The organism is Winogradskyella sp., from assembly GCF_016744625.1.
Lineage (GTDB): Bacteria > Bacteroidota > Bacteroidia > Flavobacteriales > Flavobacteriaceae > Winogradskyella.
Window position 1 is genome coordinate 17,143 of record NZ_JADGDZ010000008.1, and the last position, 25,638, is coordinate 42,780.

26 protein-coding genes are annotated in these 25,638 nt (G+C 31.7%); 20 read left to right on the forward strand and 6 right to left on the reverse strand.

What is annotated here, in order from left to right; translation table 11 throughout:
* The first annotated feature begins 16 nt into the window (after positions 1–16).
* The 10 genes from QZZ53_RS03295 to QZZ53_RS03340 all read left to right on the forward strand — a co-directional run bounded on the left by QZZ53_RS03295 (position 17) and on the right by QZZ53_RS03340 (position 6,849).
* The gene (locus tag QZZ53_RS03295; RefSeq protein ID WP_296381445.1) at positions 17–532 is read left to right on the forward strand and encodes a GNAT family protein; all 516 of its coding nucleotides are present in this window, start codon (positions 17–19) and stop codon (positions 530–532) included.
* 2 nt (positions 533–534) lie between these two features.
* Positions 535–987 carry a pyridoxamine 5'-phosphate oxidase family protein gene (locus QZZ53_RS03300; protein ID WP_296381447.1) on the forward strand — a complete coding sequence of 151 codons (453 nt, stop codon included), beginning with the start codon at positions 535–537 and terminating at the stop codon, positions 985–987.
* A 12-nt stretch (positions 988–999) separates the two neighbouring features.
* A complete protein-coding gene (locus QZZ53_RS03305; protein WP_296381449.1) occupies positions 1,000–1,290 on the forward strand; it encodes a DUF1272 domain-containing protein in 291 nt (96 codons plus the stop codon).
* A 3-nt stretch (positions 1,291–1,293) separates the two neighbouring features.
* Positions 1,294–1,530: a hypothetical protein gene (locus tag QZZ53_RS03310; protein ID WP_296381450.1), complete on the forward strand. Its 237-nt coding sequence runs from the start codon at positions 1,294–1,296 to the stop codon at positions 1,528–1,530.
* On the forward strand, positions 1,523–2,038 hold the full coding sequence (locus tag QZZ53_RS03315) for a GNAT family N-acetyltransferase (protein ID WP_296381453.1): 516 nt from the start codon (positions 1,523–1,525) through the stop codon (positions 2,036–2,038). Before QZZ53_RS03310 ends, QZZ53_RS03315 begins: the two co-directional genes overlap by 8 nt.
* A gap of 11 nt (positions 2,039–2,049) precedes the next feature.
* Positions 2,050–2,712 (forward strand): pyridoxamine 5'-phosphate oxidase family protein, encoded by a 663-nt coding sequence (locus tag QZZ53_RS03320; RefSeq protein ID WP_296381454.1) that lies wholly within the window; start codon positions 2,050–2,052, stop codon positions 2,710–2,712.
* Between the two features lies 1 nt (position 2,713).
* The gene (locus QZZ53_RS03325; RefSeq protein WP_296381455.1) at positions 2,714–3,223 is read left to right on the forward strand and encodes a GNAT family N-acetyltransferase; all 510 of its coding nucleotides are present in this window, start codon (positions 2,714–2,716) and stop codon (positions 3,221–3,223) included.
* Between the two features lie 64 nt (positions 3,224–3,287).
* Entirely contained in the window at positions 3,288–3,443 is a 156-nt protein-coding gene (locus tag QZZ53_RS03330) for a hypothetical protein (protein ID WP_296381458.1), read from the forward strand.
* 259 nt (positions 3,444–3,702) lie between these two features.
* Positions 3,703–6,234, forward strand: coding sequence for a hypothetical protein (locus QZZ53_RS03335; protein ID WP_296381460.1), 2,532 nt, complete (start codon positions 3,703–3,705; stop codon positions 6,232–6,234).
* Positions 6,235–6,237: 3 nt separating this feature from the next.
* Positions 6,238–6,849, forward strand: coding sequence for a hypothetical protein (locus QZZ53_RS03340; protein WP_296381462.1), 612 nt, complete (start codon positions 6,238–6,240; stop codon positions 6,847–6,849).
* Positions 6,850–7,091: 242 nt separating this feature from the next.
* On the opposite strand, the gene QZZ53_RS03345 is transcribed toward QZZ53_RS03340, so the two are convergent.
* Positions 7,092–8,321: a TlpA disulfide reductase family protein gene (locus tag QZZ53_RS03345; RefSeq protein WP_296381464.1), complete on the reverse strand. Its 1,230-nt coding sequence runs from the start codon at positions 8,319–8,321 to the stop codon at positions 7,092–7,094.
* A gap of 254 nt (positions 8,322–8,575) precedes the next feature.
* Between QZZ53_RS03345 and pheT the strand changes: the two genes are divergently transcribed.
* Positions 8,576–11,002: a phenylalanine--tRNA ligase subunit beta gene (pheT, locus tag QZZ53_RS03350; protein ID WP_296381466.1), complete on the forward strand. Its 2,427-nt coding sequence runs from the start codon at positions 8,576–8,578 to the stop codon at positions 11,000–11,002.
* Positions 11,003–11,049: 47 nt separating this feature from the next.
* Here pheT and QZZ53_RS03355 read toward each other — a convergent pair whose 3' ends face one another.
* Complete coding sequence (locus QZZ53_RS03355) at positions 11,050–11,358, reverse strand: hypothetical protein (RefSeq protein WP_296381468.1); 309 nt, start codon at positions 11,356–11,358, stop codon at positions 11,050–11,052.
* Positions 11,359–11,740: 382 nt separating this feature from the next.
* A complete protein-coding gene (locus QZZ53_RS03360) occupies positions 11,741–12,445 on the reverse strand; it encodes a hypothetical protein (protein WP_296381470.1) in 705 nt (234 codons plus the stop codon).
* 300 nt (positions 12,446–12,745) lie between these two features.
* On the opposite strand from QZZ53_RS03360, the gene tpx reads away from it, so the two are divergent.
* From tpx to ribB, 7 genes are all read left to right on the forward strand, one after another.
* Positions 12,746–13,246 (forward strand): thiol peroxidase, encoded by a 501-nt coding sequence (tpx, locus tag QZZ53_RS03365; RefSeq protein WP_296381472.1) that lies wholly within the window; start codon positions 12,746–12,748, stop codon positions 13,244–13,246.
* A 6-nt stretch (positions 13,247–13,252) separates the two neighbouring features.
* Positions 13,253–13,621: a diacylglycerol kinase family protein gene (locus tag QZZ53_RS03370; protein ID WP_296381474.1), complete on the forward strand. Its 369-nt coding sequence runs from the start codon at positions 13,253–13,255 to the stop codon at positions 13,619–13,621.
* Between the two features lie 77 nt (positions 13,622–13,698).
* The gene (locus QZZ53_RS03375; RefSeq protein WP_296381476.1) at positions 13,699–14,472 is read left to right on the forward strand and encodes a M15 family metallopeptidase; all 774 of its coding nucleotides are present in this window, start codon (positions 13,699–13,701) and stop codon (positions 14,470–14,472) included.
* Positions 14,473–14,525: 53 nt separating this feature from the next.
* Positions 14,526–16,955, forward strand: coding sequence for a DNA translocase FtsK (locus QZZ53_RS03380; protein WP_296381478.1), 2,430 nt, complete (start codon positions 14,526–14,528; stop codon positions 16,953–16,955).
* Between the two features lie 21 nt (positions 16,956–16,976).
* Positions 16,977–17,618: an outer membrane lipoprotein carrier protein LolA gene (locus tag QZZ53_RS03385; protein WP_296381481.1), complete on the forward strand. Its 642-nt coding sequence runs from the start codon at positions 16,977–16,979 to the stop codon at positions 17,616–17,618.
* A gap of 92 nt (positions 17,619–17,710) precedes the next feature.
* Complete coding sequence (locus QZZ53_RS03390; protein WP_296381483.1) at positions 17,711–19,696, forward strand: LptF/LptG family permease; 1,986 nt, start codon at positions 17,711–17,713, stop codon at positions 19,694–19,696.
* A 30-nt stretch (positions 19,697–19,726) separates the two neighbouring features.
* Positions 19,727–20,875 carry a 3,4-dihydroxy-2-butanone-4-phosphate synthase gene (gene ribB, locus QZZ53_RS03395; RefSeq protein ID WP_296381485.1) on the forward strand — a complete coding sequence of 383 codons (1,149 nt, stop codon included), beginning with the start codon at positions 19,727–19,729 and terminating at the stop codon, positions 20,873–20,875.
* 4 nt (positions 20,876–20,879) lie between these two features.
* Here the strand turns inward: ribB and QZZ53_RS03400 are convergent, their stop codons facing one another.
* From QZZ53_RS03400 to QZZ53_RS03410, 3 genes are all read right to left on the reverse strand, one after another.
* Positions 20,880–22,133, reverse strand: coding sequence for a family 16 glycosylhydrolase (locus QZZ53_RS03400; RefSeq protein ID WP_296381487.1), 1,254 nt, complete (start codon positions 22,131–22,133; stop codon positions 20,880–20,882).
* A 428-nt stretch (positions 22,134–22,561) separates the two neighbouring features.
* On the reverse strand, positions 22,562–23,758 hold the full coding sequence (locus tag QZZ53_RS03405; protein WP_296381489.1) for a DegT/DnrJ/EryC1/StrS family aminotransferase: 1,197 nt from the start codon (positions 23,756–23,758) through the stop codon (positions 22,562–22,564).
* A gap of 65 nt (positions 23,759–23,823) precedes the next feature.
* On the reverse strand, positions 23,824–24,453 hold the full coding sequence (locus tag QZZ53_RS03410; RefSeq protein WP_296381492.1) for an NAD(P)H-dependent oxidoreductase: 630 nt from the start codon (positions 24,451–24,453) through the stop codon (positions 23,824–23,826).
* Between the two features lie 90 nt (positions 24,454–24,543).
* On the opposite strand from QZZ53_RS03410, the gene QZZ53_RS03415 reads away from it, so the two are divergent.
* Both QZZ53_RS03415 and QZZ53_RS03420 read left to right on the forward strand, forming a co-directional pair.
* Positions 24,544–25,134, forward strand: a complete 591-nt coding sequence (locus QZZ53_RS03415; RefSeq protein WP_296381494.1) for a nucleotidyltransferase family protein — start codon at positions 24,544–24,546, stop codon at positions 25,132–25,134.
* A 32-nt stretch (positions 25,135–25,166) separates the two neighbouring features.
* Positions 25,167–25,628: a (2Fe-2S)-binding protein gene (locus QZZ53_RS03420; protein WP_296381497.1), complete on the forward strand. Its 462-nt coding sequence runs from the start codon at positions 25,167–25,169 to the stop codon at positions 25,626–25,628.
* Positions 25,629–25,638 lie beyond the last annotated feature (10 nt).

A 25,638-nucleotide genomic window follows, 5' to 3' on the forward strand; every position in this document is an offset into this window, starting at 1 on the left:
ATTTATTATAAGTATTATGATGGAATTCAAACCACACAGTATTGATTTTGCAAAAGAGTTTTCAGAACTGAAAAATGTACCTGAAATACTTGATAATGGATATGATAAAACACCAAATCCATACACTGAAAAAGATGCTATTGAATTTATAACTAAAGAAATTGGAAAAAAACCAGCAGAACGATTTCTTATTTACTGGAATAATGAGGTCGCTGGCGAAATAGGTATTACAATAAAAGAAGATGTGTTTCGGCTAAATGCGGAAATCGGCTATTTTATTTCTAAAAAATTCTGGAGAAAAGGATTAGCAACGCAAGCGGTGAAAAAAATGACAGATTATACATTTAAACATTTTGATGTCGTACGACTCGTTGCTGGAGTTTTTGATTTTAATAAATCTTCAATGAAAGTATTAGAAAAGAATGATTATTATTTAGAAAGTATCCGAAAAAATGCAGTCATAAAAAACGGTAAAATCATTGACGATTATATTTGGGTAAAATTAAGAGATACAGAGAATTTAACAGAATAAAAATGGAACTAACAATAGAAAATAAAGCCTATATAGATAGAAGTGTTCTATGTTGGCTTGCAACGGTATCACCTGAAAACGCACCAAATGTCTCGCCAAAAGAAATCTTCAAATATTATGGAGCAGATAAAATAATTGTTGCAAATATCGCTTCACCACAAACCGTTCGAAACATAAAGCAGAACAATAATGTTTGTGTAAGTTTTATTGATATTCTGATTCAGAAAGGTTTTCAAATAAAAGGAAAAGCAAAGATTATTGGAAAAACTGATTCTGAATTTTTGAAAATGAAAAAAGTATTAACTGAAATGACTGGCGGAAATTTTCCTTTTGCAACTATTACAGAAATTACAGTAGAACACGTTAAGCCAATTATTGCACCTAAATATATTCTCTATCCTGAAACAACAGAAGAAGAACAAATTGAAAGTGCAAAAAAAGCTTACGGAATTTAAAACACTAACTATATGCTAGAAATAAGACCCAATTGTGAGCATTGCAATAAAGATTTGCCAAACACATCTACTGAGGCAATGATTTGCTCATATGAATGCACATATTGCAAATCTTGTGCTTTAGAAATCTTTGAAAATGTATGTCCCAGTTGTAGCGGAAACTTTGTTGAACGTCCTATAAGACCACAAAAGGAAGTTGCGAAATATCCAGCCTCAGTAAAACGTGTATTTAAACCAAAAGATATAGAAAAAGCTAGAATAAATTCAGATGAATTTAAAAACATTCCACCAGAAAAAAGATAAGATATGAGCCCATTTTTAATTGATTGTATTGGTTACGGAGGTTTAGTCATCAATTTATATTCTATGTCAACAAAAGGTGAATATAAACTGAGATTAATCTCTCTAATCGCAAATGTAATTTACATTTTATACGGAGCATTAATTAGCGCAACTCCAATAATTGTAGGATGTACTATTGCTGTACTTCTACATGGATATCACATAAGAAGATTAAGAATAAAAGATAACAACAATGATTAAAATAAAAACAGCTAAGGAAGAAGATACAGACGTTTTAGCGCTTTTAGGACGACTAACATGGGCTGAATCTCATGGTCATTATATAGATGATAAAAACGATGTATCAAAATACCTTAATGAGAATTTTTCAGTTTCTAAAATGAAACAAGAAATAAAAGACCCTAAGAAGCTATTCTATATCATTTATGTAAATGATTTACCTGTTGGTTACGGAAAGTTAATAGTAAATGCTATACAAGAAAGTGTTGCCTCACAAAACAGCTGTCAATTGCAAAGGATCTTCATTTTAAATGAATTTATACCACTAAAGATTGGACAACAGTTACTAACTTTTGTTGAAGAGAAAGCTAAAGCATTACAATTAGATACAATGTGGCTTACCGTATACATAAAAAACAAAAGAGCCATAAGGTTCTATGAAAGAAATGAATTTAAAAACGTTGGAGAAGTAAATTTTATAGTTAGTGGAAATGAATATGAAAATATAGTCTTTTCAAAAAAAATATAAACGCGTTTAATATGAAAGAGTATTCAAAATCAAAATTAAATAGAGTTAAACGCGGGAAAATAAGAGCTACTTATGATGTTGAAAAAATCAATATCATTTTAGATGCTGGGTTTATTGGTTATGTAAGTTATGTCTATGAAGGCAAAGCAATTACATTACCAATGGCATACGGAAGAAAAGACAATAAAATTTATTTACATGGCTCACAAGCTAATAGAATGTTACTTGCTTTATTAAAAACTAAAGAAATGAGTATGACGGTTATGCATTTAGATGCTCTGGTTCTAGCACGTTCTGGTTTGCATCACTCTGTAAATTATCGCTCTGCAACGTTGTTTGGCTCGGTTAAAAACCTTGAAGAACCAAAAGAAAAAGACGCAGCGCTTTTCTGTTTTATGGAGCATATGATGAAAGGGCGTTGGGACGGCATTAGACCAATGCACAAAAAGGAGTTAGACAGAACTATAGTTGTAGAAATGACTATTGAAACTGCTTCAGCAAAAATTAGAGATGTTGGTGTTGGTGACGAACCCGAAGATTATAATTTAGATGTTTGGGCTGGCTTAGTACCTATAAAACAAATAGCTAAATACCCTATTTCTGATAAAGGATTACCACAAAACATGGATATTCCTAAACACGTTTTAGATTATTATCAAGAGCATAAAGCATAGAATGAAGGAAAAACTAATATTCCGAGAGTTAAAAGAAACAGACTGGGAACAGGTTTCAAGTATTTACCAAGAAGGACTTGATACAGGAAATGCAACTTTTGAAACAAATCTTCCTGATTGGGATAGCTGGAATTCTGGGCACATAAAAGAATGTAGACTTATTGCAGAAATAGACAATGAAATTGTTGGTTGGGCAGCATTATCACCAATTTCTTCTCGTTGTGTATATGGCGGAGTTGCAGAAGTGAGTGTATATGTTTCATCTAAGTTTTCTGGACAAAAGATTGGAACCAAATTATTAGAACAATTAATAGTTGAAAGCGAAAACAATGGTATTTGGACTTTACAAGCCGGAATTTTCCCAGAAAACAAAGGAAGTATTATTATTCACAAAAGACTTGGATTCCGGAAAGTTGGCTACAGAGAAAAAATAGGAAAAATGAATGGGATTTGGCGCAACACTTTTCTTTTTGAAAAAAGAAGTCAATCCTTAGGAGTGAAAAATCAATGAAAATAAATATGTTTTTTATTGAAGGCATATAATTACTAATAACAACAATCAAAAAAACGGAAAAATGAAATTCCCAGTTAACGACATAATTAATCTATTGGATGAAAGGCTCGAATTAAATTTAGCCGAAAGCACAAATAAAGATTTAGTATTAGAAGAGATTTGGGATGAATCTTTTAGTAAAGGTTTAAAAACAAGTCGCAGAATACCCAATTGCTGATGAAGGTTTACCACAGAATATAAAAACCCCTAAACACGTTTTAGATTATTATATTGTAAACAAAAAAAGAGGGTTAAACAACATGAAGAAACGTGTGCAAGAAATTAATGTTTCATTAAAAATTCAGTCACAAAAAGATACAGAAACTACCTTTTTGTTACAGAAAAGCATGGTGTAAAATATACGTAATTCATCGTATGGTATAATGTTGTAATATACTATAAGTTTACTTTTTAATTTTTTTTAAAAAACCTATACCATGAAAAAACAATTTTCAATATTATTAATAGTAGGCTTGTGTTGTGTTCATTTTTGTTTAGCACAAGATGTGCCTAGTCAAAACAAAATTTTAGACTTGCCTTTAATACATTTAGAAAAAGATTTTCAGCTAAAGACAAATAAATCACAAAATGCCATTCCTGTAAATGTGGAACATATTTCGTTTAAAAAAGAGTCTAATGTGTTTAAAAAAACCTTTGAGCAAACTTTGGTTTTTAACTCTAAAAATAAATTAATCGCTGAGCATAAATACCACAATATAGCTTTTGCATCAGCAGAACGTGTTCATAAAAAACATATATACGCAAGAAATAATACACTTTCAAATATCGAGTTTCATAACAGAAGTACAGGAGAGAAAAAAGTTGAAAACACAAAACTAGAATCTATAAATGGAAAACTTAGTAAACACATCTATTCTAGATATGGTTTTGGTGGCGATATTGTTGTCGATACTAAAGAAGTAAGTTATCCGTCATCAACACAAATAAAAATAAAAGCGGTCTATACAACCAAAACGTTTACTAGAGTAAATAACCTAATAACAAAGCAGATAACAGTTTATCAAAACGACAATAAACCTTCAAGCATAGTTTATAAATATGATAATAACGGACGAATAATTTATTCTGAAGAACCTTGGTTTGTAAACGAATATGTGTACAATAATAATGGGTTTTTAGAAAAGCGCATAAGTACAGAGCGTATAAACTCGCCTAAAGTGCACACTACATTTTATAAATATATGATAGATGAATTTGGTAATTGGACCATGTGTATGACTGTTACAAACTATAGCGAATATGCAGAGTTCACTGCTATTGCAAATCCGCCAAAGATACAGCTTAGAAAAATAACTTATGCAAACAAAAAAACCACAGGAACTTTAGATACAGAATCATCTACATTAAAACCTCATATTGAAAAATTCACAAAAGAATTAAGGCAACTAGATAATGAAACTAACATGCCTAAAGGTGTTGTTTGGAAAAAAAATGCAGATGGTTCATCGTTTTGGGTTTTAAAAGACGGTAAATCTATAGTTAGTGAAGGCGTTAATTGGCAAATGGGAAATACACAATTGTTTTTTTATAAGCCAACACATACCTTATATGTATTTAAAAATTTTAGAGAAGGCTCTAAGTCAGATGAGTTTCATAAAGCCGAAACACTTTTAGAAAATGCATCAAATGGTTTTTATTATACCATAAATCAAAAGGGTAATTATTACGCTTTCGATAAAAACGGAAACCGTATAGAAAAATTTGAAAGTAAAACATTAGCCAGCAACCAAGAAGATGTTTTTGTAACCCTAAAAGGAAATAACCAAATAACAGTAATGCCAAGCATGAAAAAAGCAACACCTTTTGTTCCAATTGCTTTTGAAAACTACGACGAGTATGTCCTTAAAAATAATGACAAGACTGTTGAGAATCAATTTACACTATTAAAAGGCAATAACCAAAACGGTTATGCCGAAGTAAAACTAACAAGCGATCAAACCTACGAAGGGTTTTATAGTAACGGCAAACCCTATGGCTTAGCATTAATACACAATGGTAAAGACTTTTTTCATTTAAGAGCATTTAATGGTACTTATGATAAAGACTATTACAATTTTTTGTATGAAAGAACAGCAACAGGCGAACTTGTATGCAGTTCCTCTTTAAAAGAAGGGTATTATCAAGATTATAAAACGCAAATATTATATCGTATTACTTTAGGAGATAACCATAACATAGTGTCTAAAAGCAAGGTGAAAAGTACGGGAAATACTAGTGGTTGTTTATTAGGCGATTGTGAAAATGGTATAGGATATTATACCTACAGTGATGGTTCTTTTTATATTGGAAGGTTTAAAAATGGCGAATTACATCACTTTGGAAAAATGCGATTTAGTAATGGTGATTTTTATATTGGGGAATTTAGAAATGGAAAAAGAGCTGGTAATGGCGAATATTCTTGGCCAGACAAAAAATATTATAGAGGTCAATGGAAAAACAATCAAAAACATGGTAGAGGTGTTATGTTTCATAGCGAAACCGTGTACGAAGCTGGTCAATGGGAAAATGGTGTGTTTAAAAAGAATCTAAAACCGACAAATATAAATTCAACAAGCTCTTCAAAAACTAGTAGTTTAAGAAGCACATCTAAAATTTCAGAAAAAGATAAAAATGATATTATTAATTGTAAAGATGATGGCACTTGTTTAGCAAAATTATACAACGCCAAATATGATGAATTAGCAAAAGTATATTCTAGAGACGAATTACTTCAGAAACTTGCCGATTATTTGGCCTCACCTTATATAACACCTAAAAACTTATTTTCTATATACGTAAAATACCGTAGAGGAAATATAGAGGACGTTAAAGAAAAATTGCCGCAACACGTAATAGACGGCTTAAAAAACTATTCAAGAGAATTAATGAACGGCTATAACAAACACATAAACTCTAAAGAAACACAAGATAAAGTTAAAAAGAATGGAGGTTCAATCATTAAAAATTAAATTATGAAAAAAATTATTACAATATTATTTTTTAGCGTTTCAATAGTTGCGCTTTCTCAAGACATAAAACCTATTGAAGCTAATACAGAGCTAATTGAAAAAACACAAGCTTTTTTTAATAACTATTTCCAACAAATAAAAGCACAGAACTGGAATGAATTAATGGATAATATGCCTAAAGATTTTTTAGAATTAGTAGGCAAAGAATCTTTAATAAAACAAACAAAGCAGGCATTTAATAACGAGGCATTTACAACAACTTTTAATGCTATGGATTATAAAAGTATAGCTTCGGCATTTCAACATGAAAACATAATATATGCTAATGTGAATTACCACAATTCATTTACATTTAATTTTATTCAAACAGAAAAACAAACCGATAAAGAATTTAATTTATATGTAGACTTCATGGCGGAAACATTTACCAATAAATTTAAAGACCAAAAAGTAGAACGCAATGGGAAAGATATTACTATTAGTGGCGAAAAGATTATTTTAGTCATTGATGACTCAAAAGTTGGTGCATTAAAGATGCTTGAATTTGATAAAAACATGGTAGAGTTTTATAAGTTGTTTTTAGCAGAAGCAGTAGTTAATAAACTATCTGAATAATATGAAAGTTTAAATAACCATAGTTTACGATAATTCATTTTTAATACATGTCGTAAAAGAAAACTTGTCTTTTTTTTAAGAAGTTAGCTAGTAAATTTTCAAGCAATAAACAGTTCAGATTTTCTAACAAAGCTTGAAGATAATCATAATCTAGAATCAAGAAATGTTGATTTTAAGAGGCCAAAAAACAATTAAGACAATCTATTTATTGCTTTTTCATGGATACTAAATTAGTTGCAAGCTTACTCAGCTAACAAAGCACCAACAAACCCTTCAAACTCAGCCTTAAACTCAACATACTTCTCGCCAGTTGCTGATCCATTAAAACCAGTATGAATCTTCCGAACTTCCCCTTTCTTATCAATAAAGATAGATGTTGGGTAAGACAATACATGATTCAACATTGGTAATTTTTCTTGTGCTTTAGCTTTATCAGACGTTCCATATTGTGCTAACAGTATCGGGTAATCAATACCAATTTTAGATTGCAAACGATTAATACGACTAAACGCAATTTCTTTGGTCTTTGCGTACTCAAAAGCAAGAGCTACAATTTCTACTCCCTTGTCTTTATTGCTCTTATAGAATTCAGCATAATATTTACTCTCATCCAAACAATTAGGACACCAAGTACCCATAATTTGTACAATAACCACCTTGTCTTTAAAACGGTCATCTTTTATAGACATCAACTCATCAGACGTATTAGGGAAAACAAAGTCTATACTGTCATAACCTTCTTTTAAAAAGGTTAGATCGTTAGCACTTGGTAATTCGTAAGTTTCATTACGTTTAGCTACAAAGGGTTCTTTCCAGTGATTACCTGAATAAAACTGCCCTTCTAAAGTAGAGTCGGTAACTTTTGCTGTGAATAGAAAAGCATGTGCACCATCAAAGGTGGATAATTTCATGGTGTTGCCATCCATTACGCCTTCCAAATAACGATAATCGCCAGTTGTGGTTCTAAAAGTACCTGTGACCTTCTCTCCTACTTGTTTAAAAATGCCTTTGGCAATATATTCGTCACCTTCAATATCTTTACTGAAAACGGTTTCCCATATTCCTGTTACATTTTGTGTTGGCTTCGATTCTACATCAAAACGGTTATCATTCTTATATTCAGCCGTAAATGGAACAACACGATTCAAGCTTTCTTTTATAAAACTCCCTTTTAAATTATCACCTTCAAATGTAGCAGCTATGTAACCTTCAAATACTGGTGTAGAAATAAAAATAGAATCGTTTCTATACTCTACTTCATCAACTTCAATAATTTCCTCAGCATTAAAAATATTGAGTTCTGTAGGCGATTTGACTTCGAAAACAAAAGGCAATTCTTCATTGCCTTGCACTTCTAAAATTGCTCTGTAAGTTCCGTTTTTAAGTACTTTTTCTTTTAGCTCCTCAGCTTTGGTTTCGTTTTTACAAGACAACATTGCTAAAGTTATAAGGCAAGCTATTAAATATCGCATAATTATTTAGACTTAAATTTTATCAAAATTCGTCAATTCGAGTGGTTTTTCGTCATTAAAAGCGAAAAATAGTATCGAGAATAGAATTTCACAAATTGGTTCTCGAAACTTTCCCTTTAGAAAACTCGAACTGAAAATATTTGTCGTTTCAAAATTCAAAAAATTACAGTGTTGATATCAATATTAAAAATTATCATTCCTCATTTCATTAGGAGTTAACTATTATTATCTTTGTGGCTTGATTAAAAGAGACTATGAAGATTTCATACAACTGGTTAAAGCAGTTTATAAAAGTAGATTGGGACGCTGAGAAAACAGGAAATTTATTAACTGATCTTGGCCTAGAAATAGAAGGTATTGAACCTTACGAATCTGTAAAAGGCGGATTAGAAGGTATTGTTGTAGGAGAGGTTTTAACTTGCGAGCAACATCCAAACGCAGATCGCTTAAAGGTTACAACTGTAAATATTGGAGCTGACACACCTGTACAAATTGTTTGTGGAGCACCAAATGTAGCTGCAGGACAAAAAGTACCTGTTGCAACTATAGGAACAACACTATATTCTGCTGAAGGCGAGGCTTGGAAAATTAAAAAAGGAAAGATTCGTGGAGAGGAAAGTTATGGTATGATTTGCGCTGAAGACGAATTAGGTCTTGGCAAATCTCACGATGGTATTATGGTTTTAGATGCTAAACTAAAAGTTGGCACTCCAGCTACAGAGGTTTTTGATATCAAAAACGATCAGGTTTTTGAAATTGGTTTAACACCAAACCGAGCAGATGCTATGAGTCATTATGGTGTAGCACGAGATTTAAAAGCGGGATTATTACAGCACGAAGTGTCTTTAGAGTTAATTACACCTTCTGTGAGTTCGTATCACATGGATGCCAGATCGCTTAAGATAGATGTAGATGTACAAGACAAGGAAAAAGCTCCACGTTATTGTGGTGTTACAATCTCTGGTTTAAAAGTTGAAACGTCACCAAGTTGGTTACAACATCGATTAAAATCAATTGGCTTATCACCTATTAATAATATTGTAGATGCAACTAACTATGTGTTGCATGAGTTAGGGCAACCGCTTCACGCCTTTGATGCTAGTAAAATTTCTGGTAATAAGATTGAAGTTAAAACCTGTAAAGCTGGTACAAAATTTACCACATTAGATGGTGTTGTTAGAGATTTACACGAAGATGATTTAATGATTTGTGATGAAGAAAAGCCAATGTGTATTGCTGGTGTTTTTGGAGGCATTGATTCTGGTGTTTCAGAAAGCACTACAGCTATTTTCTTAGAGAGCGCATATTTTGATCCTGTTAGTGTTCGTAAAACAGCAAAACGTCATGCTTTAAACACTGATGCATCTTTTAGATTTGAAAGAGGTATCGATCCTAACATAACAGAATATGCACTTAAACGTGCAGCACTTTTAATTATTGAAATTGCAGGTGGAGAAATAACAAGTGATATTTCTGATGCTTACCAAAATAAAATCAAAGACTTTGAAGTCCGTCTAAGTTTTGAAAATGCTAAGAAGTTAATTGGAGAAGAGATTCCGAGAGAAACTATTAAAAGTATTTTGACGTCTTTAGATATTAAAGTAAACAATGTTACTGAAGCTGGTTTAGGGTTAACTGTGCCAGCCTACAGAAACGATGTTACACGCGAAGCTGATATTATAGAAGAAATACTTCGCGTTTACGGTTATAACAATATTGGTACAACTGAAAAGTTGAATGCCTCTATTTCTAATTCGTCTCGTTTTGAAGATTATAAAATTCAGAATATAATTGGAAATCAATTGGCTTCTCAGGGTTTTTATGAGATTATGGCAAATTCGTTGACATCTCCAAAGTATGTAGAGCTAAGTGAAGACTTAAACGCAGACCATAGCGTACATATGCTAAATCCGTTGAGCAACGATTTAGAAGTAATGCGTCAATCGTTGTTGTTTTCTGGCTTAGAAGCAGTATCACATAATATCAACAGGAAACGTGGAGATTTAAAGTTATTTGAATTTGGCAAGACTTATCATCAATATTCAGATAACAGAGAAGAACACAAACACTTATCTGTATTTGTAACAGGACACAAAACAGAAGAACGTTGGAATGCTATTACAGCACCTGGTGATTTCTTCTATTTAAAAGGAACTATTGAAACCATCTTACAACGTTTAGGATTAAATCGTTTAAAACCAGCTCCGACTAAATCAGACATTCTTAGTGAAGGTATGAGTTTAACGATTGGAAAGAAAACCTTAGTCAATTTTGGATTGGTTAAAAAATCAGTATTAAAACACTTCGGAATTTCTCAGAACGTCTTATTTGCAGATTTTAATTGGGATAATGTTTTAGACATGGCGCTACATAACAAGATTAAGTTTAATGCGATTCCTAAATATCCTGAAGTACGACGTGATTTTGCTTTGTTATTAGACAACAGTGTTTCTTTTGAAGAGATACATACGATTGCTAAACAAACAGAAAAGCAGTTGCTTAAAAATGTAAATCTGTTTGATGTTTATGAAGGCAAAAAACTACCAGCTGGCAAAAAGAGTTATGCTGTGAGTTTTACGCTTCAAGATGAAAATAAAACGTTGACAGATAAGCAGATTGACAAAATAATGTCTAAGCTACAGGCAAATTTTGAATCTAAACTTGGTGCTGAGTTGCGATAGTCAATTATACTTCTTATTCATTAAATCAATTAAATTTCCTAGACGTGCTAATGCCATAGTTGGATGTGAGTATTCCTTAAAAGATTTTGCCCCTTGTAATGCATTATTAAAATCAATGTTCCATACCTTATGACTTGACTTCTATGGTCTATTTTTTCTACATCAATAGCACCTATAAAGGTTTTATAATATTCTAAAAATTCATTAGCATCAACAGAATTTCTGTAGATTATTTTCCACAACTGACTAGCGTGTAAAAACAAGCTTGTTGGTTTGTAATAAAGATGCGATGCTACTTTCCAAAACTCACCATCAAATAAAGTTTCATTTTCTACACCTACTTTAAAAGATTGCATCAATTCTTTCTTGGCTTTCCAATTTTTTTTGAGTTGCTTGGTGTTATAATAAAAATAGCAAATACCATGAGTAATGTTGTAGAGTACACAACAAGACCTAACTTCTCTGCAAGGTCTGAATCAAACACATAAGTTAAAAAGAATAAGCTAGCTACTATAGTTACAATCCATGTTGGCAAAAAAAAACAATCTCCCTTTTAAGCCTTTAATATCCGTAAACATTGTAATGAGTGCTGCAGCTTGTAATTGAATAATTGCACCTATAATCTCCATCAATAGTTTTACCTATATCAAAAGTTTCTGTTATGAGATATAAAATACATAAACAAACCGCTAAGATTATGGCTTGTATAAAAGCTTGTCCGTTAAATACTAGCATCTATTATTCTTTTGCTTCTAAAAGTATGTTAACTTTTTTAAACTTTAATTCTATATATGAGATCAATGCATACATAAAAATAATAGCGCCAGACATTTCTAATAGTTCTTCAAAGCTATACATCATAGCATAAGTCATAGTTTCCTCTCCATGCTTTTCAGCATGCATTCCGCTTATCGCTTCCATTACTACAGCTCCAGAAACAAATAATACACCAGCCAAAATAAATAGTTTTAAAATCGACTTAGGTAAACGCATCATAAATTTAAAATAAGCGATAACTATAATTAGCATAATGGCTATATAAGGAATAAACCATGCAAAATATAAGATGCCAGACGTATTAAAGAGTGCTTCCATTGGAGCTCTTAGTTGTTCATGTATTTGAATCATTTCGTCTAAAGCTAAAAAGACAAAAATAAATGCTAATCCAAACCAGTGCCAAAATTTTTCTCCAAGTGTTTTGTGACTCTTTCCTATTAATGCTAGTATAAACCCATTAAACAGTAATACTAAAGAAGAAAAATACGTTGGTAAATTCGCTTCTAAATTAAAATCCAACAGTTTTATAAGCAGCCTTGGAACCTTGTTATCCATTCCACCAGTATTAAAACGCAAGTAAACTGCTAAAAGATTTCCTATTAATAGTAGACCAACTACAATTAATAAATTACGTAGAACTTTCGACTTATTTAATCTGAATTTCATATTGTTAAAAATAAAGACAGTGTGGGATATCTGTCGGGTTGATAAAATTAGTTAGACATCGAAGGTAAAATATTAAACCAATTGAGCTTAATATATTATCCAAACGACAAATAACTTCGTTAAAATGTTGCAGCCTATTTTTCAAGACAACACACAAACACGTCAACACACTGAAAAACAAATACTTAAATTTGAATAAGGTTAAGTAAGTCAATATTTTTAATTGTTAAATATTATATTTTATTTAATACATATAAGCTCAAATATTTTTATTTTTAACACTTACAAAAAACATAGAAAATGGCAAATGTAACTTTAGGAGGAACTCCAGTAGAAACAACAGGAAATTTACCAGCAGTTGGCAGTAAAGCACCCAGTTTTAAACTCACAGGAAGTGATTTAGCAGATAAATCTAATAGAGATTTTAATGGCTATAGATTGATCTTAAATATATTTCCTAGTGTAGATACTGGCACTTGTGCGCAATCGATAAGAACATTTAACGAAAAAGCGAGTCAAATAGAAAACACTAAAGTATTGTGTATTTCTAAAGATTTACCATTTGCAATGGCACGTTTTTGCGGTGCAGAAGGGATTGATAATGTAGAAAGTTTTTCTGATTATAAAACAGGAAAGTTTGGCAACGATTTTGGATTAACATTTACAACAGGAGCTTTTGAAACACTACTATCACGTTGTGTAATAGTTATCGATACTGACGGAACGGTTTTGCATACAGAGCAGGTTTCTGAGATTGCTGATGAACCAAATTACGAAAGTGCTTTAGCAAGTTTAGCATAATCTTTTATGCAAAAAAAGGAATCATTTATTATCAATAGACTTAAAAGTGTAGGCTATGCTTTTAAAGGCATGCTTATTCTTGTAAAAACAGAAGCTAGTATTAAAATACAGATCTTCATTGCTATAGTTGTAACTATCGCAGGTTTTTATTTTGAAATTTCTAAAACCGAATGGATGATTCAAATAGGCATGATTGGTTTGGTAATAAGTATTGAAGGTATGAATACTGCCATTGAATATATTGCAGACTTTATTCATCCGGAATATCATAAGAAAATAGGATTAATAAAAGATATTGCTGCTGGAGCTGTTTTTATAGCATCTGTAGTCGCAGTAATTATTGCTGGTATTATTTATCTTCCTAAGATACTATAATACGAAAGTCAATAGAATAAACGTTACATAGTAATATTTTCACCTAATTATAATTCACAACACTTTTAAGCACAAAAATGAAACATATCCTTGCAACATTTTCTTTTGTGCTTTTCATCTTTAGTTATAATACTAGTGATAAACGAATAGTTTCTACTGAAATCATTGAAACACCTTTAGACACTATTCAAATAGTTGAAGAAGTGCAACCCTACATTACTAAAAATTTTATTCTAGGAAAGTTTGACTATAGGAAAGACTCAACGTTTGTAAAAGTAAGCTCTAAACATTCTACAAAGTCAGTTCACCTTCAAAATGAAGTATACACAGCTTTTTTAGAAATGTTAGATTCAGCAAGCAAAGTCGGAATTGAATTAAAAATAATATCAGGAACTCGTAATTTTGAAGAACAAAAAGCAATTTGGGAGCGTAAATGGAAAACCTATCAAAACCTTAAACCTCTAGAACGTACTTTAAAAATTTTAGAATACAGTTCTATGCCAAGTTCTTCAAGACATCATTGGGGAACAGATATAGACTTAAATAGTCTAAATAATTCGTATTTTAACAGCGGAAAAGGACTTAATGAATATCAGTGGTTAACAACCCATGCTAATGACTTTGGATTTTATCAGGTTTACACTGAGAAAAATAAAGATAGGACAGGCTATAATTTAGAAAAATGGCATTGGTCCTACTTGCCTTTAGCAAGCAAATATTTAGAGTTTTACAATACGCGAATTATTAATGACGACATTAATGGTTTTAATGGTTTTGAGCAAGCAGAAAAAGTAATGATTATTAAAAACTATGTGAACGGCATTTCTAAAAAAGCAAGAGGTTATAAATAAAAAATAAATTTTCGATACGTCGGAATTAGTTACCGAAATAAATTCGGCATAAAATGGCAAAAAAAACAACTAAAAAGAAAACCACAACTAAAGCGAAACCGAAGACTAAAACAAAGGCGAAGACGAAATTAAAAAAGCCGTCTTTTAAACTATCTAATCAGCAAAAACTTGTCTTTGGTAGTTTGCTTATTATACTCGGTGTGCTTCTTTTTATCTCATTTTTATCTTTTGTATTTACAGGTAAAGAAGATCAAAGTGTGCTTAGCAACTTCCCTGAACGCTCAGAGGAATACAAAAATTGGGCAAGCCAGTTAGGTGCTTGGGTAAGTGAGCTATTTATCACCAAAGGTTTTGGGATTCCTTCATTTATTTTTTCTGGCTTATTGTTTCTTTCTGGCGTTTATGTGACTTTAAATTTAAAGAAAGTCAAACTCAGAAAGCATTGGATTTGGGGGACATTAATTGTGATATGGTTATCGATTTTATTCGGATTCTTTACACATAAATATGACCTTCTCGGCGGAACCATTGGCTATGAAATGAATCATTTCTTTCAAGATTATATTGGTAAAGTTGGTACAGCACTACTCCTACTCTTTGGGCTTATCGCTTATTTAGCTATTCGATTTAAAGTGACTGGAGATACTTTTGTAAATCTTTTTAATAGAGCCAAACGTGATATTAAAGAAGACTTACAGTCAGAACGTGAAACTTCAGAATCAACCGTAATTATTGACAATAGCTTAACAGAAGAAGCTGAAGCGATTAAATCTGCTTTCGAAATTCCTTTAGATAAACCTGAACCAACAATTAGTAACCATTCTAAGCCAGAAACAAAAGTTGAAAAGCTTAAAATGGAGGTAACAGAAAAGCCAAAGGAAGAAACAATTGAGGTACCTGAATTAAAAGTCGAAACTGTTGAAGAAGAAAAGTCTGAAACAGATAACCTTGCTGACAAACTGGTTGAAGATTTTGGACAATTTGATCCTACTTTAGAGTTAGGTAAATATCAATTTCCTCCATTAGATTTATTAAAAAAATACGATAATGAAGGAATCTCTATAGATCAGGAAGAACTTGAAGAGAATAAGAACAAAATTGTTGAAACGTTAAGTAATTATAAAATTGGGATTAGTAGTATAAAAGCTACTATTGGCCCAACAGTTACATTATATGAAATCGTACCAGAGGCTGGTATAAGAATTTCAAAAATAAAAAATCTAGAGGATGATATCGCTTTATCTTTAGCTGCTCTTGGGATTAGAATTATTGCACCAATTCCTGGGAAAGGAACTATTGGTATTGAGGTACCTAATAAGAACTCTACCATAGTATCTATGCGTTCGGTCATTGCATCTCAGAAATTTCAAAAATCAGAAATGCAATTACCAATTGCTTTTGGTAAGACAATTAGCAACGAAACCTTTGTTGTAGATCTAGCTAAAATGCCACATATGCTTATGGCTGGTGCAACAGGTCAAGGTAAATCGGTTGGATTAAATGCAGTTTTGACGTCCTTATTATATAAGAAGCATCCTGCTGAAGTTAAGTTTGTTTTGGTTGATCCTAAAAAAGTAGAATTGACGCTTTTCAATAAAATTGAGCGTCACTATTTAGCAAAGCTTCCAGATAGTGAAGATGCTATTATTACAGATAACACTAAAGTTATAAACACATTGAATTCACTTTGTATTGAAATGGATAACCGTTACGAAATGCTTAAAAATGCTTTTTGTAGAAACATTGCAGAGTATAACACTAAGTTTAAAGCCCGAAAGTTAAACCCTAATGATGGTCACGCATTTTTACCTTATATCGTATTAGTGGTTGATGAGTTTGCCGATTTAATAATGACAGCTGGTAAAGAAGTAGAAACACCTATAGCTAGATTAGCTCAATTGGCTCGTGCTATCGGAATTCATTTAATTATTGCAACACAACGTCCTTCTGTTAATGTTATTACTGGTATTATTAAAGCGAATTTTCCTGCTCGTATTGCATTTAGAGTAACAAGTAAAATAGATTCGCGTACCATTTTAGATGGCTCTGGTGCAGATCAATTAATTGGCCGTGGAGATATGTTGTACACGCAAGGCAATGAATTAATCCGTATTCAATGTGCCTTTGTAGATACTCCTGAGGTTGAAAAATTAACTGAATTTATTGGTTCTCAAAAAGCGTATCCAGATGCACACTTATTGCCAGAGTATGTTGGTGAAGAAGGTGGCACAAATCTTGATATAGATATTTCAGACAGAGATAAGTTGTTTAGAGATGCCGCAGAACTTATTGTTATAGCTCAACAAGGATCAGCTTCTTTATTACAACGAAAATTAAAATTAGGTTATAACAGAGCTGGTAGAATTATTGATCAGTTAGAAGCTGCCGGAATCGTTGGCGGTTTTGAAGGCAGTAAAGCTAGGCAAGTATTAGTACCAGATTTATTAGCCTTAGATCAATTATTAGAAAACGAAAAACAATAAAAAAGATTATACTACATAAAGATGAAAAAATTAATTGTAATAGCATTTTTTGCACTAGGACTTACAGGATTTGCCCAAAGCGACGCAAAAGCTGAAACATTACTTACTGAGGTAAGCAAAAAAATTAAAGCATATAAAAACATTAGTTTAGATTTTAAATACGAACTAAACAATGCTAGCGAAAATATTAATCAAGAAACACGTGGTGACGTGGTTATGCAAGGAGAAAGATACAAGCTTAATATTTTAGGTGTTACTCGTATTTTTGATGGAAAAACACTTTATACAATTAGTCCAGAAGATGAAGAAGTTACAGTTTCTTCAGATAACACAGAGGATGAAAGTACAATTACACCAAGTAAAATGTTGTCTTTCTACGAAGATGGTTATACTTATAAAATGGATATTGTTCAAAATGTAAAAGGAAGAAAAATTCAATATGTAAAATTAAGTCCTATTGATACAAATTCTGAAATAAAGCATGTCTTATTAGGTATAGATGCTACTACAAAACATATCTATAACTTAATTGAAGTTGGCAAAAACGGAACAAAAACCACATTAACCGTTAATTCTTTTAAAACAGATGAGCCTATTTCAAAAACCTTATTTACATTTGACGAAAGTAAATACAGTGATTACTTTATCAATAAAATCGATTAAGGTTTAATGAAATATCAATTTTATTTACTCAAAAAGAGTAATACTTATATAGATATTCTATGTGACCATTCCGAATCAATAAGAATAGGCACATGAAAATATTAGATAGGTACATACTTATCACATTCTTAAGGACGTTTTTTAGCGTCTTTATTATATTCATGTTCATCTTTGTCCTCCAAGGAGTTTGGCTATACATTGCTGAACTTGCTGGTAAAGACTTAGATGTTTCAGTAACCGCAAAATTCATTATGTACTACATGCCAAAGCTTATTCCTTTGGTTGTACCATTAACGATTCTTTTGTCCTCTATCATGGTATTTGGCAACTTTGCCGAAAATTATGAATTCGCTGCAATGAAATCTACAGGTATCTCATTACAGCGTGCCATGAGAAGTTTAAGTGTTTTTATTATTGCGCTTGGTATTGGTTGTTTCTTTTTTGCAAATAATGTGATTCCTTGGGGAGAATACAATTTCTATAATTTAAGACGAAATATTGCCAAAGTAAAACCTGCATTAGCTATTGCAGAAGGACAATTTAACGAGATAGGGAATATTAATATTAAAGTAGATAAGAAATCTGGTGACAGAGGTCAATTTTTAGAAGGAGTTATTATTCATCAAAAAACTACAACGCGCGTAGGCAACTATAAAGTTATTTCTTCAGAAAAAGGTGAATTAAAAAGTAGCCCTAGTTCTAATATTCTTCAGCTCGAATTAATAAACGGAAACTATTACGAAGAAATCCTTAATAAAGACAATCGTAAGAATAAAAACAAACCACATGTCAAAAGTTATTTTGATAGTTATATTATTAATGTAGATTTAGAAATCTTGAATTCTGACGACTTAGAGGACAAGAATCATACTGGTCGTTATAACATGCTAGATGTAGAACAATTAGTTTATACCATTGACAGTCTTAAAGCTAAAAGAAATGACGATTATATGTCATTATCTAAAACATTATATAATCGAAGTACATATTCCGCATTAAACAAAAATATAGATACAATTAGAGTAGATACACTTTATTCTGGTAAGAATATCCTAGATTTATTTAACACGACTAACAAGGTTCAAATTGTAAACTTGGCAATTAATAGTACTAACAGTACTAAACAGATTATAGATTCCAACAAAACAACATTTGAAACAAAAAACATTTGGCTGAATAAGCATACTATTGCCCTACACGATAAATTTGTTTTAGCATTTGCTTGTATCATTCTATTCTTTGTTGGTGCTCCCCTTGGTGCTTTAATTAGAAAAGGTGGTCTTGGTTTACCAATGGTAATTGCTATTGTGTTATTCTTAACTTATCACTTCTTTGGTATTTTTGCTAAAAACAGTGCAGAAAAAGGAAGTTTTAGTCCAATTATTGGTTCTTGGCTTTCTACAGCTGTGATGTTGCCTTTAAGTATTTATTTAACTACGCGAGCAACTAATGATAAGGGAGTCTTTCAATTTGATGCGATATTAGTACCATTAAAGCGTTTATTTACACCAAAGAGTAAGTTTCAACTTTCTGAAAGTGACACAAAATCTTATAACTATTATAAAAAATATTCTGTTGAAGAATTAGTTGGTATCATAAAAAAACAAGGAGACTTTGATTTAGATAAAAAACCAAAAGAGATTGCGCTTCATAATCTATTAAATAGAAATATTCCTCTAGAAGGTTTAAAATCTGAAGGTTTAGATATTTCAGATAAATTAATTAAGGCTAAAGCATTGCTTAAAGACTATAAAGATTATTCAAAAACAAACCTCGTTAGCTTTTGCACTGGTACAATATTGTTAATCCTTTTCTTTGTATTTAAAAACAATAAGCTTCCCGAAATTGCTGAAACGTCATTGAGTCTTAGTATTGTTGCTTTTGTGTTTTTTATAATTTATGTGATTGTCGATGCTGTTGTATATTATAAATTTTATAAAACCATAGAGCAAAAAGCACAAGGAAATAGTCTTATTATTCTTATTCTAACACTCCCACTCTATCCTATAAAATATATCTTCCTCAGAAATAAAATAGGTCAAGACTTCTATAGGAGCTGTCTTCAGAATATAAAATAAGCTTACCTTTGTTAAATCAAATATGTCGCTATGATAGCTAATAACGTGAAGACTACAACCTGTTTAAATACAATTGAAGAAGCCATCGAAGATATTCGTCAAGGCAAAGTAATCATCGTTGTTGATGATGAAAATCGTGAGAATGAAGGAGACTTTTTAGCTGCAGCTGAGATGGTAACGCCAGAGATGATCAACTTTATGGCTACTCATGGTCGTGGTTTAATTTGTGCTCCTCTTACGGAACACCGTTGTGAAGAATTGGAGTTAAACATGATGGTTAGGAATAATACGGACCCTATGGAAACAGCTTTTACGGTTTCTGTAGATTTAAGAGGAAATGGAGTTAGTACAGGAATTTCTGCTAGTGATAGATCTAAAACAGTTAAAGCATTAGTACATAAGAACACAAAGGCTTTCGAATTGGCAAGACCTGGACATATTTTTCCATTAGTTGCAAAAGAAGGTGGTGTTTTAAGGCGTACAGGACATACTGAAGCTGCAATAGACTTTGCGCGTTTAGCTGATTTTGAACCTGCTGGTGTGATTGTAGAAATTATGAATGAAGATGGTACTATGGCACGTTTACCACAACTTATGGAAGTGGCTCAAAAATTCAATTTAAAAATTGTATCTATTGAAGATTTAGTAGCTTATCGTATGGAGTACGATTCGTTAATAGAACGAAAAGAAGATTTTGAGATCGAAACGCGATTTGGTAAGTTTAGATTAAGAGCTTATTTACAAACCACAAATAATCAAGTACATATTGCATTAACAAAAGGGACTTGGAAATCTGATGAACCTATCTTAACTCGTGTTAATGCAACACTAGTTAATAATGACATTTTAGGTACTTTAACCAATAATGCAGACAAGAAGCTTGATGATATGTTCAAAGTCATCAATAAAGAAGGCAAAGGTGCAGTTATCTTCATCAACCAACAATCCCAGTCTATGAACTTGTTGACACGTTTGTCTATTCTTAAAGAAAATCAAGTTGATGGGAAATTAGTAAAAGCGCCTAGCTTAGGAATGGACAGTAAAGATTTTGGTATTGGAGCGCAAATCTTACATGATTTAAAAATTAGTAAACTAAAACTTATTTCTAATAATCTTCAAACTAAACGTGTTGGAATGATTGGTTACGGTTTAGAAATTTCGGATTACGTTAATTACTAGTTTATTAGTACCCTTTTCGTTGTAGAAAGATTCCCTGTGTATATTTTAAAATATAAACTCCAGAGTTTAAATCTTCAATATTTAATTGCTTAGTATTTTTCTTTTTATGAAGGACCAACTGACCAATCGAATTATATAGTTCTAGATTATCGATGTTTTCTTCCGATATAATATTAATAATATCTGAAGTTGGATTAGGATAAACACCAAACTTACTAGCAAATTCGTCATCTATACTTAAATTATTATTTTGGTAAACCCTCACATAATCAATGACCATACTGCTCTCAATAAAATTTAGATCTATAGTACCAGCAACTCCACCCATTGCAATATTTAACAATAGATACTGATCTTCATAAAAGGGCCAAGTACCATTATCCTTAACAGCAGGATTATAAGTATAAAAACCAACGTCATCAATTAAAAATGTAATCTGATTTGGAGACCAGTTTACAGAATACTTATGAAACTCATTAGCTACATCATTTAAAGTGTAAGACTGAAAATTCATTGTAGCTCCAGAACAACCAGCACAAGGGGTATGCAACGCACTACTAACATGGTTTGTAGCACCCAAGCCATGCTCCATTATATCTATTTCACCACAAGCTGGCCAACCTACTGTTCCGTATTGACTATCCCAAAAACCGCCATCTTCGTTAACATTTTTTCCTAAAGTCCAAATCGCTGGCCAAGTACCATCTCCAAAAGGCAATTTTGCCATTACATCTACTCTACTATAAGTAAAAGCAAATTTAGAATTCAATCGTGCAGAAGTATATTGTTTTGTTTCATTTTGATCAGTAAAAGATTCTTTAATTGCTACTATATTTAAAAAACCATTCTCAACAAAAGAGTTTTCTATGCGATTAGTATAATGCTGCTGTTCTCCATTAAACCAACTTCCACCTGCTGGCAATTGCGTTTGATGATACCAATTACTAGAATTCACAGAACCATTTGTATCAAATTCATCTGACCAAACTAAATCAGTATATATTACATCTAATTCATTAGGGTCTGTTGCCTCTGAACCATCATTAATGTTATCTATTAAATAGGTTCTAGGTGTGGTTACTCCTCCATCTATAAAAATAGTTACCCTACTGTATGCACCTGTTGCAAAAACAGTATTACTTGTTCCACTAATGGTAGCATTGGCAAAATCGAAAGCAATATCATTTGCCCAACCAGCTCCAGAATTGTTATGAACAACTTCAACATCTGCATTAGTTCCATTCTCTAGTTTTATCATTATGGCATGTGCATTCGGATCAAATTGATAAAAAGATAAAGTAATTAGTTGTTGCTCGTCTAAATCTATAGGTTGAGATAAATCTTTATAGAAGCCTTGCCATCCTTCAGAACCATCATTAAAAAACTGACCAACATCATCACTAGCATCTTGAGGATTTACATTAAATGAAAAGCCACTATTACTAAATGCTGTAAAATTATCAGAGCTACCTGAAAAATCTATAGGTGTTTGTTATGCTAGCGACAAAAGATTAAATAAAAAAAGAAGTGTAGCTAAAGCGTAATTTAATTTCATAGTGTATTTTTTGATAAAACTATGAATAGAAATAAGCGCAAACTAATTTTTAGCCTATACAAGAACAATACAACAATATAAAAATGTACAACTTAAAATCATGACGATTGTAACGCTTTATATTACAATCATTATAATAATACGGATTTTATAATACCAACCATGTTCTCTGCTCGCTCTCTAACTTCTTCTTCAGTCCAAGATAATTTTATTAAACAAGATATATTACGAGCAATGTAATGGTCTGATTGCTCAAAGGTTTTTGTTTGAAGATATTCTAAACCTTTTTTAACTTCAGAAGAAATAGGATATAATGATTTCATTTCTTTTAAATGATTCCATTCTCTAATATAATGCCAACTGTTATCATAATAATTCCAACAAGCATCAACACCTTTGTTTTTATATGCAATAGAAACTTTTCTAGAAATCTCTATATCTGGTAAAAAGAAGCTTAAAAACGAGTAGCTTTCTACTCCACCTTCTGGAACTCTTCTAAATGTAACTTCAGGGATTTGAGAAAGAGCTTCTCTTATAATCGTATAGTTTTTTTTCTGTATTGCAACAAACTCATCTAAGCGTCTTAACTGAGCCAAACCAACTGCTGCATGCAATTCTGAAATTCTAAAATTATAACCTAAAAAAGGATGTGATTCTGCACCACGATCTTTACCAACATGGTCATGTCCATGATCACTGTAATGATCTGCATGTCTGTAAAATTGCTCATTATTAGTTAATACAGCTCCACCTTCTCCTGCAGTAATAATTTTAACAAAATCTAACGATAAACATCCTAAATCACCAATACTACCTAATGGTTTCCCTTTGTAAGTAGCTCCTGTAGCTTGTGATGAGTCTTCAATTAAAATTAAATTATGTGTTTTACAAATTGCAAGTAGTTCATCTAAGTTGGCCATACTACCACACATATGCACAGGCATAATTGCTTTGGTTTTAGACGTAATCGCTTCTTTAACTTTTATAGGGTCTAAAGTTAAAGTATCATCAATATCAACTAAAATAGGAATTGCTCCTAGCATCATAATCGCTTCAAAACTTGCAACAAACGTAAAGGTTGGCATAATAACCTCATCACCAGACCCAATACCAGCTGAAGCTAATGCTACAGAAACTGCAGCTGTTCCACTAGAAACCAATTGCGCATGTTTAACCTGTAATTGTTTTTCTAATTCTTGCTCTAACGATTTAGCTTTCCAATGTCCTTTGCGCATACCATCAAAACCATAGCGCATTAAAACACCATTGTCTAAAACATCACTCACTTCTTTTCGTTCTAAATCACTAAATAATTCGAATCCTGGCATAAACTTTAATAGTTGAATTTACTCTAACAAATATAATCTTTTGTGAATTTTGCTGAAGAAAACTTTTACATTTCTATAATAGTTTCTGCTAAAGGCTTACGTACTTTTTTAAAATCAGCAAACATATCATCTTCTGCTCTGTAACCAACTGGAAGCATTAAAACAGAACTTAAACCATACGTGTCTAACTTTAAAGCCTTATCAACTTCTACTGGTAAAAACCCTTCCATTGGGCAACTGTCTATATCTTCTATAGCACAAACCGTCATCAAATTACCTAAAGCAATATAAGCTTGTTTGGTTGCCCAATCTATCTTCTTATCAACTGGCATAGCATCGAGCGTAGATTTTAATTGATCCTTAAATGGATCTAAAATAGAATCAGGTGTATTTCTTATTTCCTTTACAGTATCAAAATGTTCATCTACATCTTCATTATCAATTTCAGTTTGAATACAAAGCACTAATAAATGTGATGAATCGGCAACTTGTCTCTGACCATAAGATAATTCTACCAAACGTTCTCTGATCTTTTTCTCTTCGACAATTACGAGTTTCAAGGTTTGCAAACCATAAGACAAAGCTGTTAAATTAAAAGCTTCCTTAAGAATTGTAAGTTTTTCTTCGGAAAGTTTTTTAGAAGAATCAAATTTTTTGGTCGCATAACGCCATTGCAATTTTTCTATAATAGACATTCTTTTTTTTTTGCAAAAATACGCAATATGACTATCATTTAAATTAAAGACCATTATTTTGAATAACTTTAGCATAAACAAAATTAATAGATGAATATTGCTATTCTTATACTAGCAGCAGGCAACTCATCACGAATGGGAGTTGCAAAACAACTTTTGCCTATAGGAAAAACGACACTTTTAGGAGTGACCATTGAAAATGCATTGCAATCTAATGCAAATCAGGTATCTTGCATTTTAGGTGCAAATGCTGAGGCTGTAAGAACATCCATTTCTAAATATAATATAGAATCTATTTTCAATCCAAACTATGAATCAGGATTAAGTTCTAGTATTGTATCTGGGATTCAATATATAATCAATCAAAATTTTGATGCTGTTTTAATTTTGTTAGGAGACCAACCTTTAATCAAAGGCAAGTATCTTAATGAAATGATTAATACTTATAAAAATAATGGTACGAAAATAATAGCATCTACATATGATAACACGTTTGGAGTTCCTACAATCATTCCTAAAACTTACTTTAATCAATTATTAAAACTAAAAGGAGACAAAGGAGCTAAAGACTTTTTGAATACTAGAAAAGAAGATATTATTCCATTAAAAAAAACAAACTTGATGGATATAGACACTAAAAAAGAATATCAAGACTATTTAAATTCAATAAATTTCGAATAAAATAGATTAACTTTAAAGGAAATATTAGGCATATGGCAAGTTATAATTTAAAGATTAACGGAAAGAAAGTTAGCGTTAAAGCTGACTCAGACACACCTCTACTTTGGGTACTCAGAGATGAACTCGATTTAGTAGGTACTAAATTTGGCTGTGGTATTGGTCAATGTGGTGCATGTACGGTTCATATAGATGGTGTTGCAACTCGTAGTTGTCTTTTACCAGCTTCGCGATTAGAAGATTCTGAAATTACAACAATTGAAGGCTTATCTGAGGATAAATTACATCCTGTACAAGATGCATGGAAAGAACTCGATGTACCTCAATGTGGATACTGCCAAGCTGGTCAAATAATGACAGCTTCTTCCTTTTTAAAGCAAAACCCTAATCCTAATAATCAAGATATTAGAAACGCAATGCATGATAATCTTTGTAGATGTGCAAGTTATAACCGAATAGAAAAAGCAGTGGCTTTGGCTGCTAAAAAAATGTCTTAAGCTAAATAAT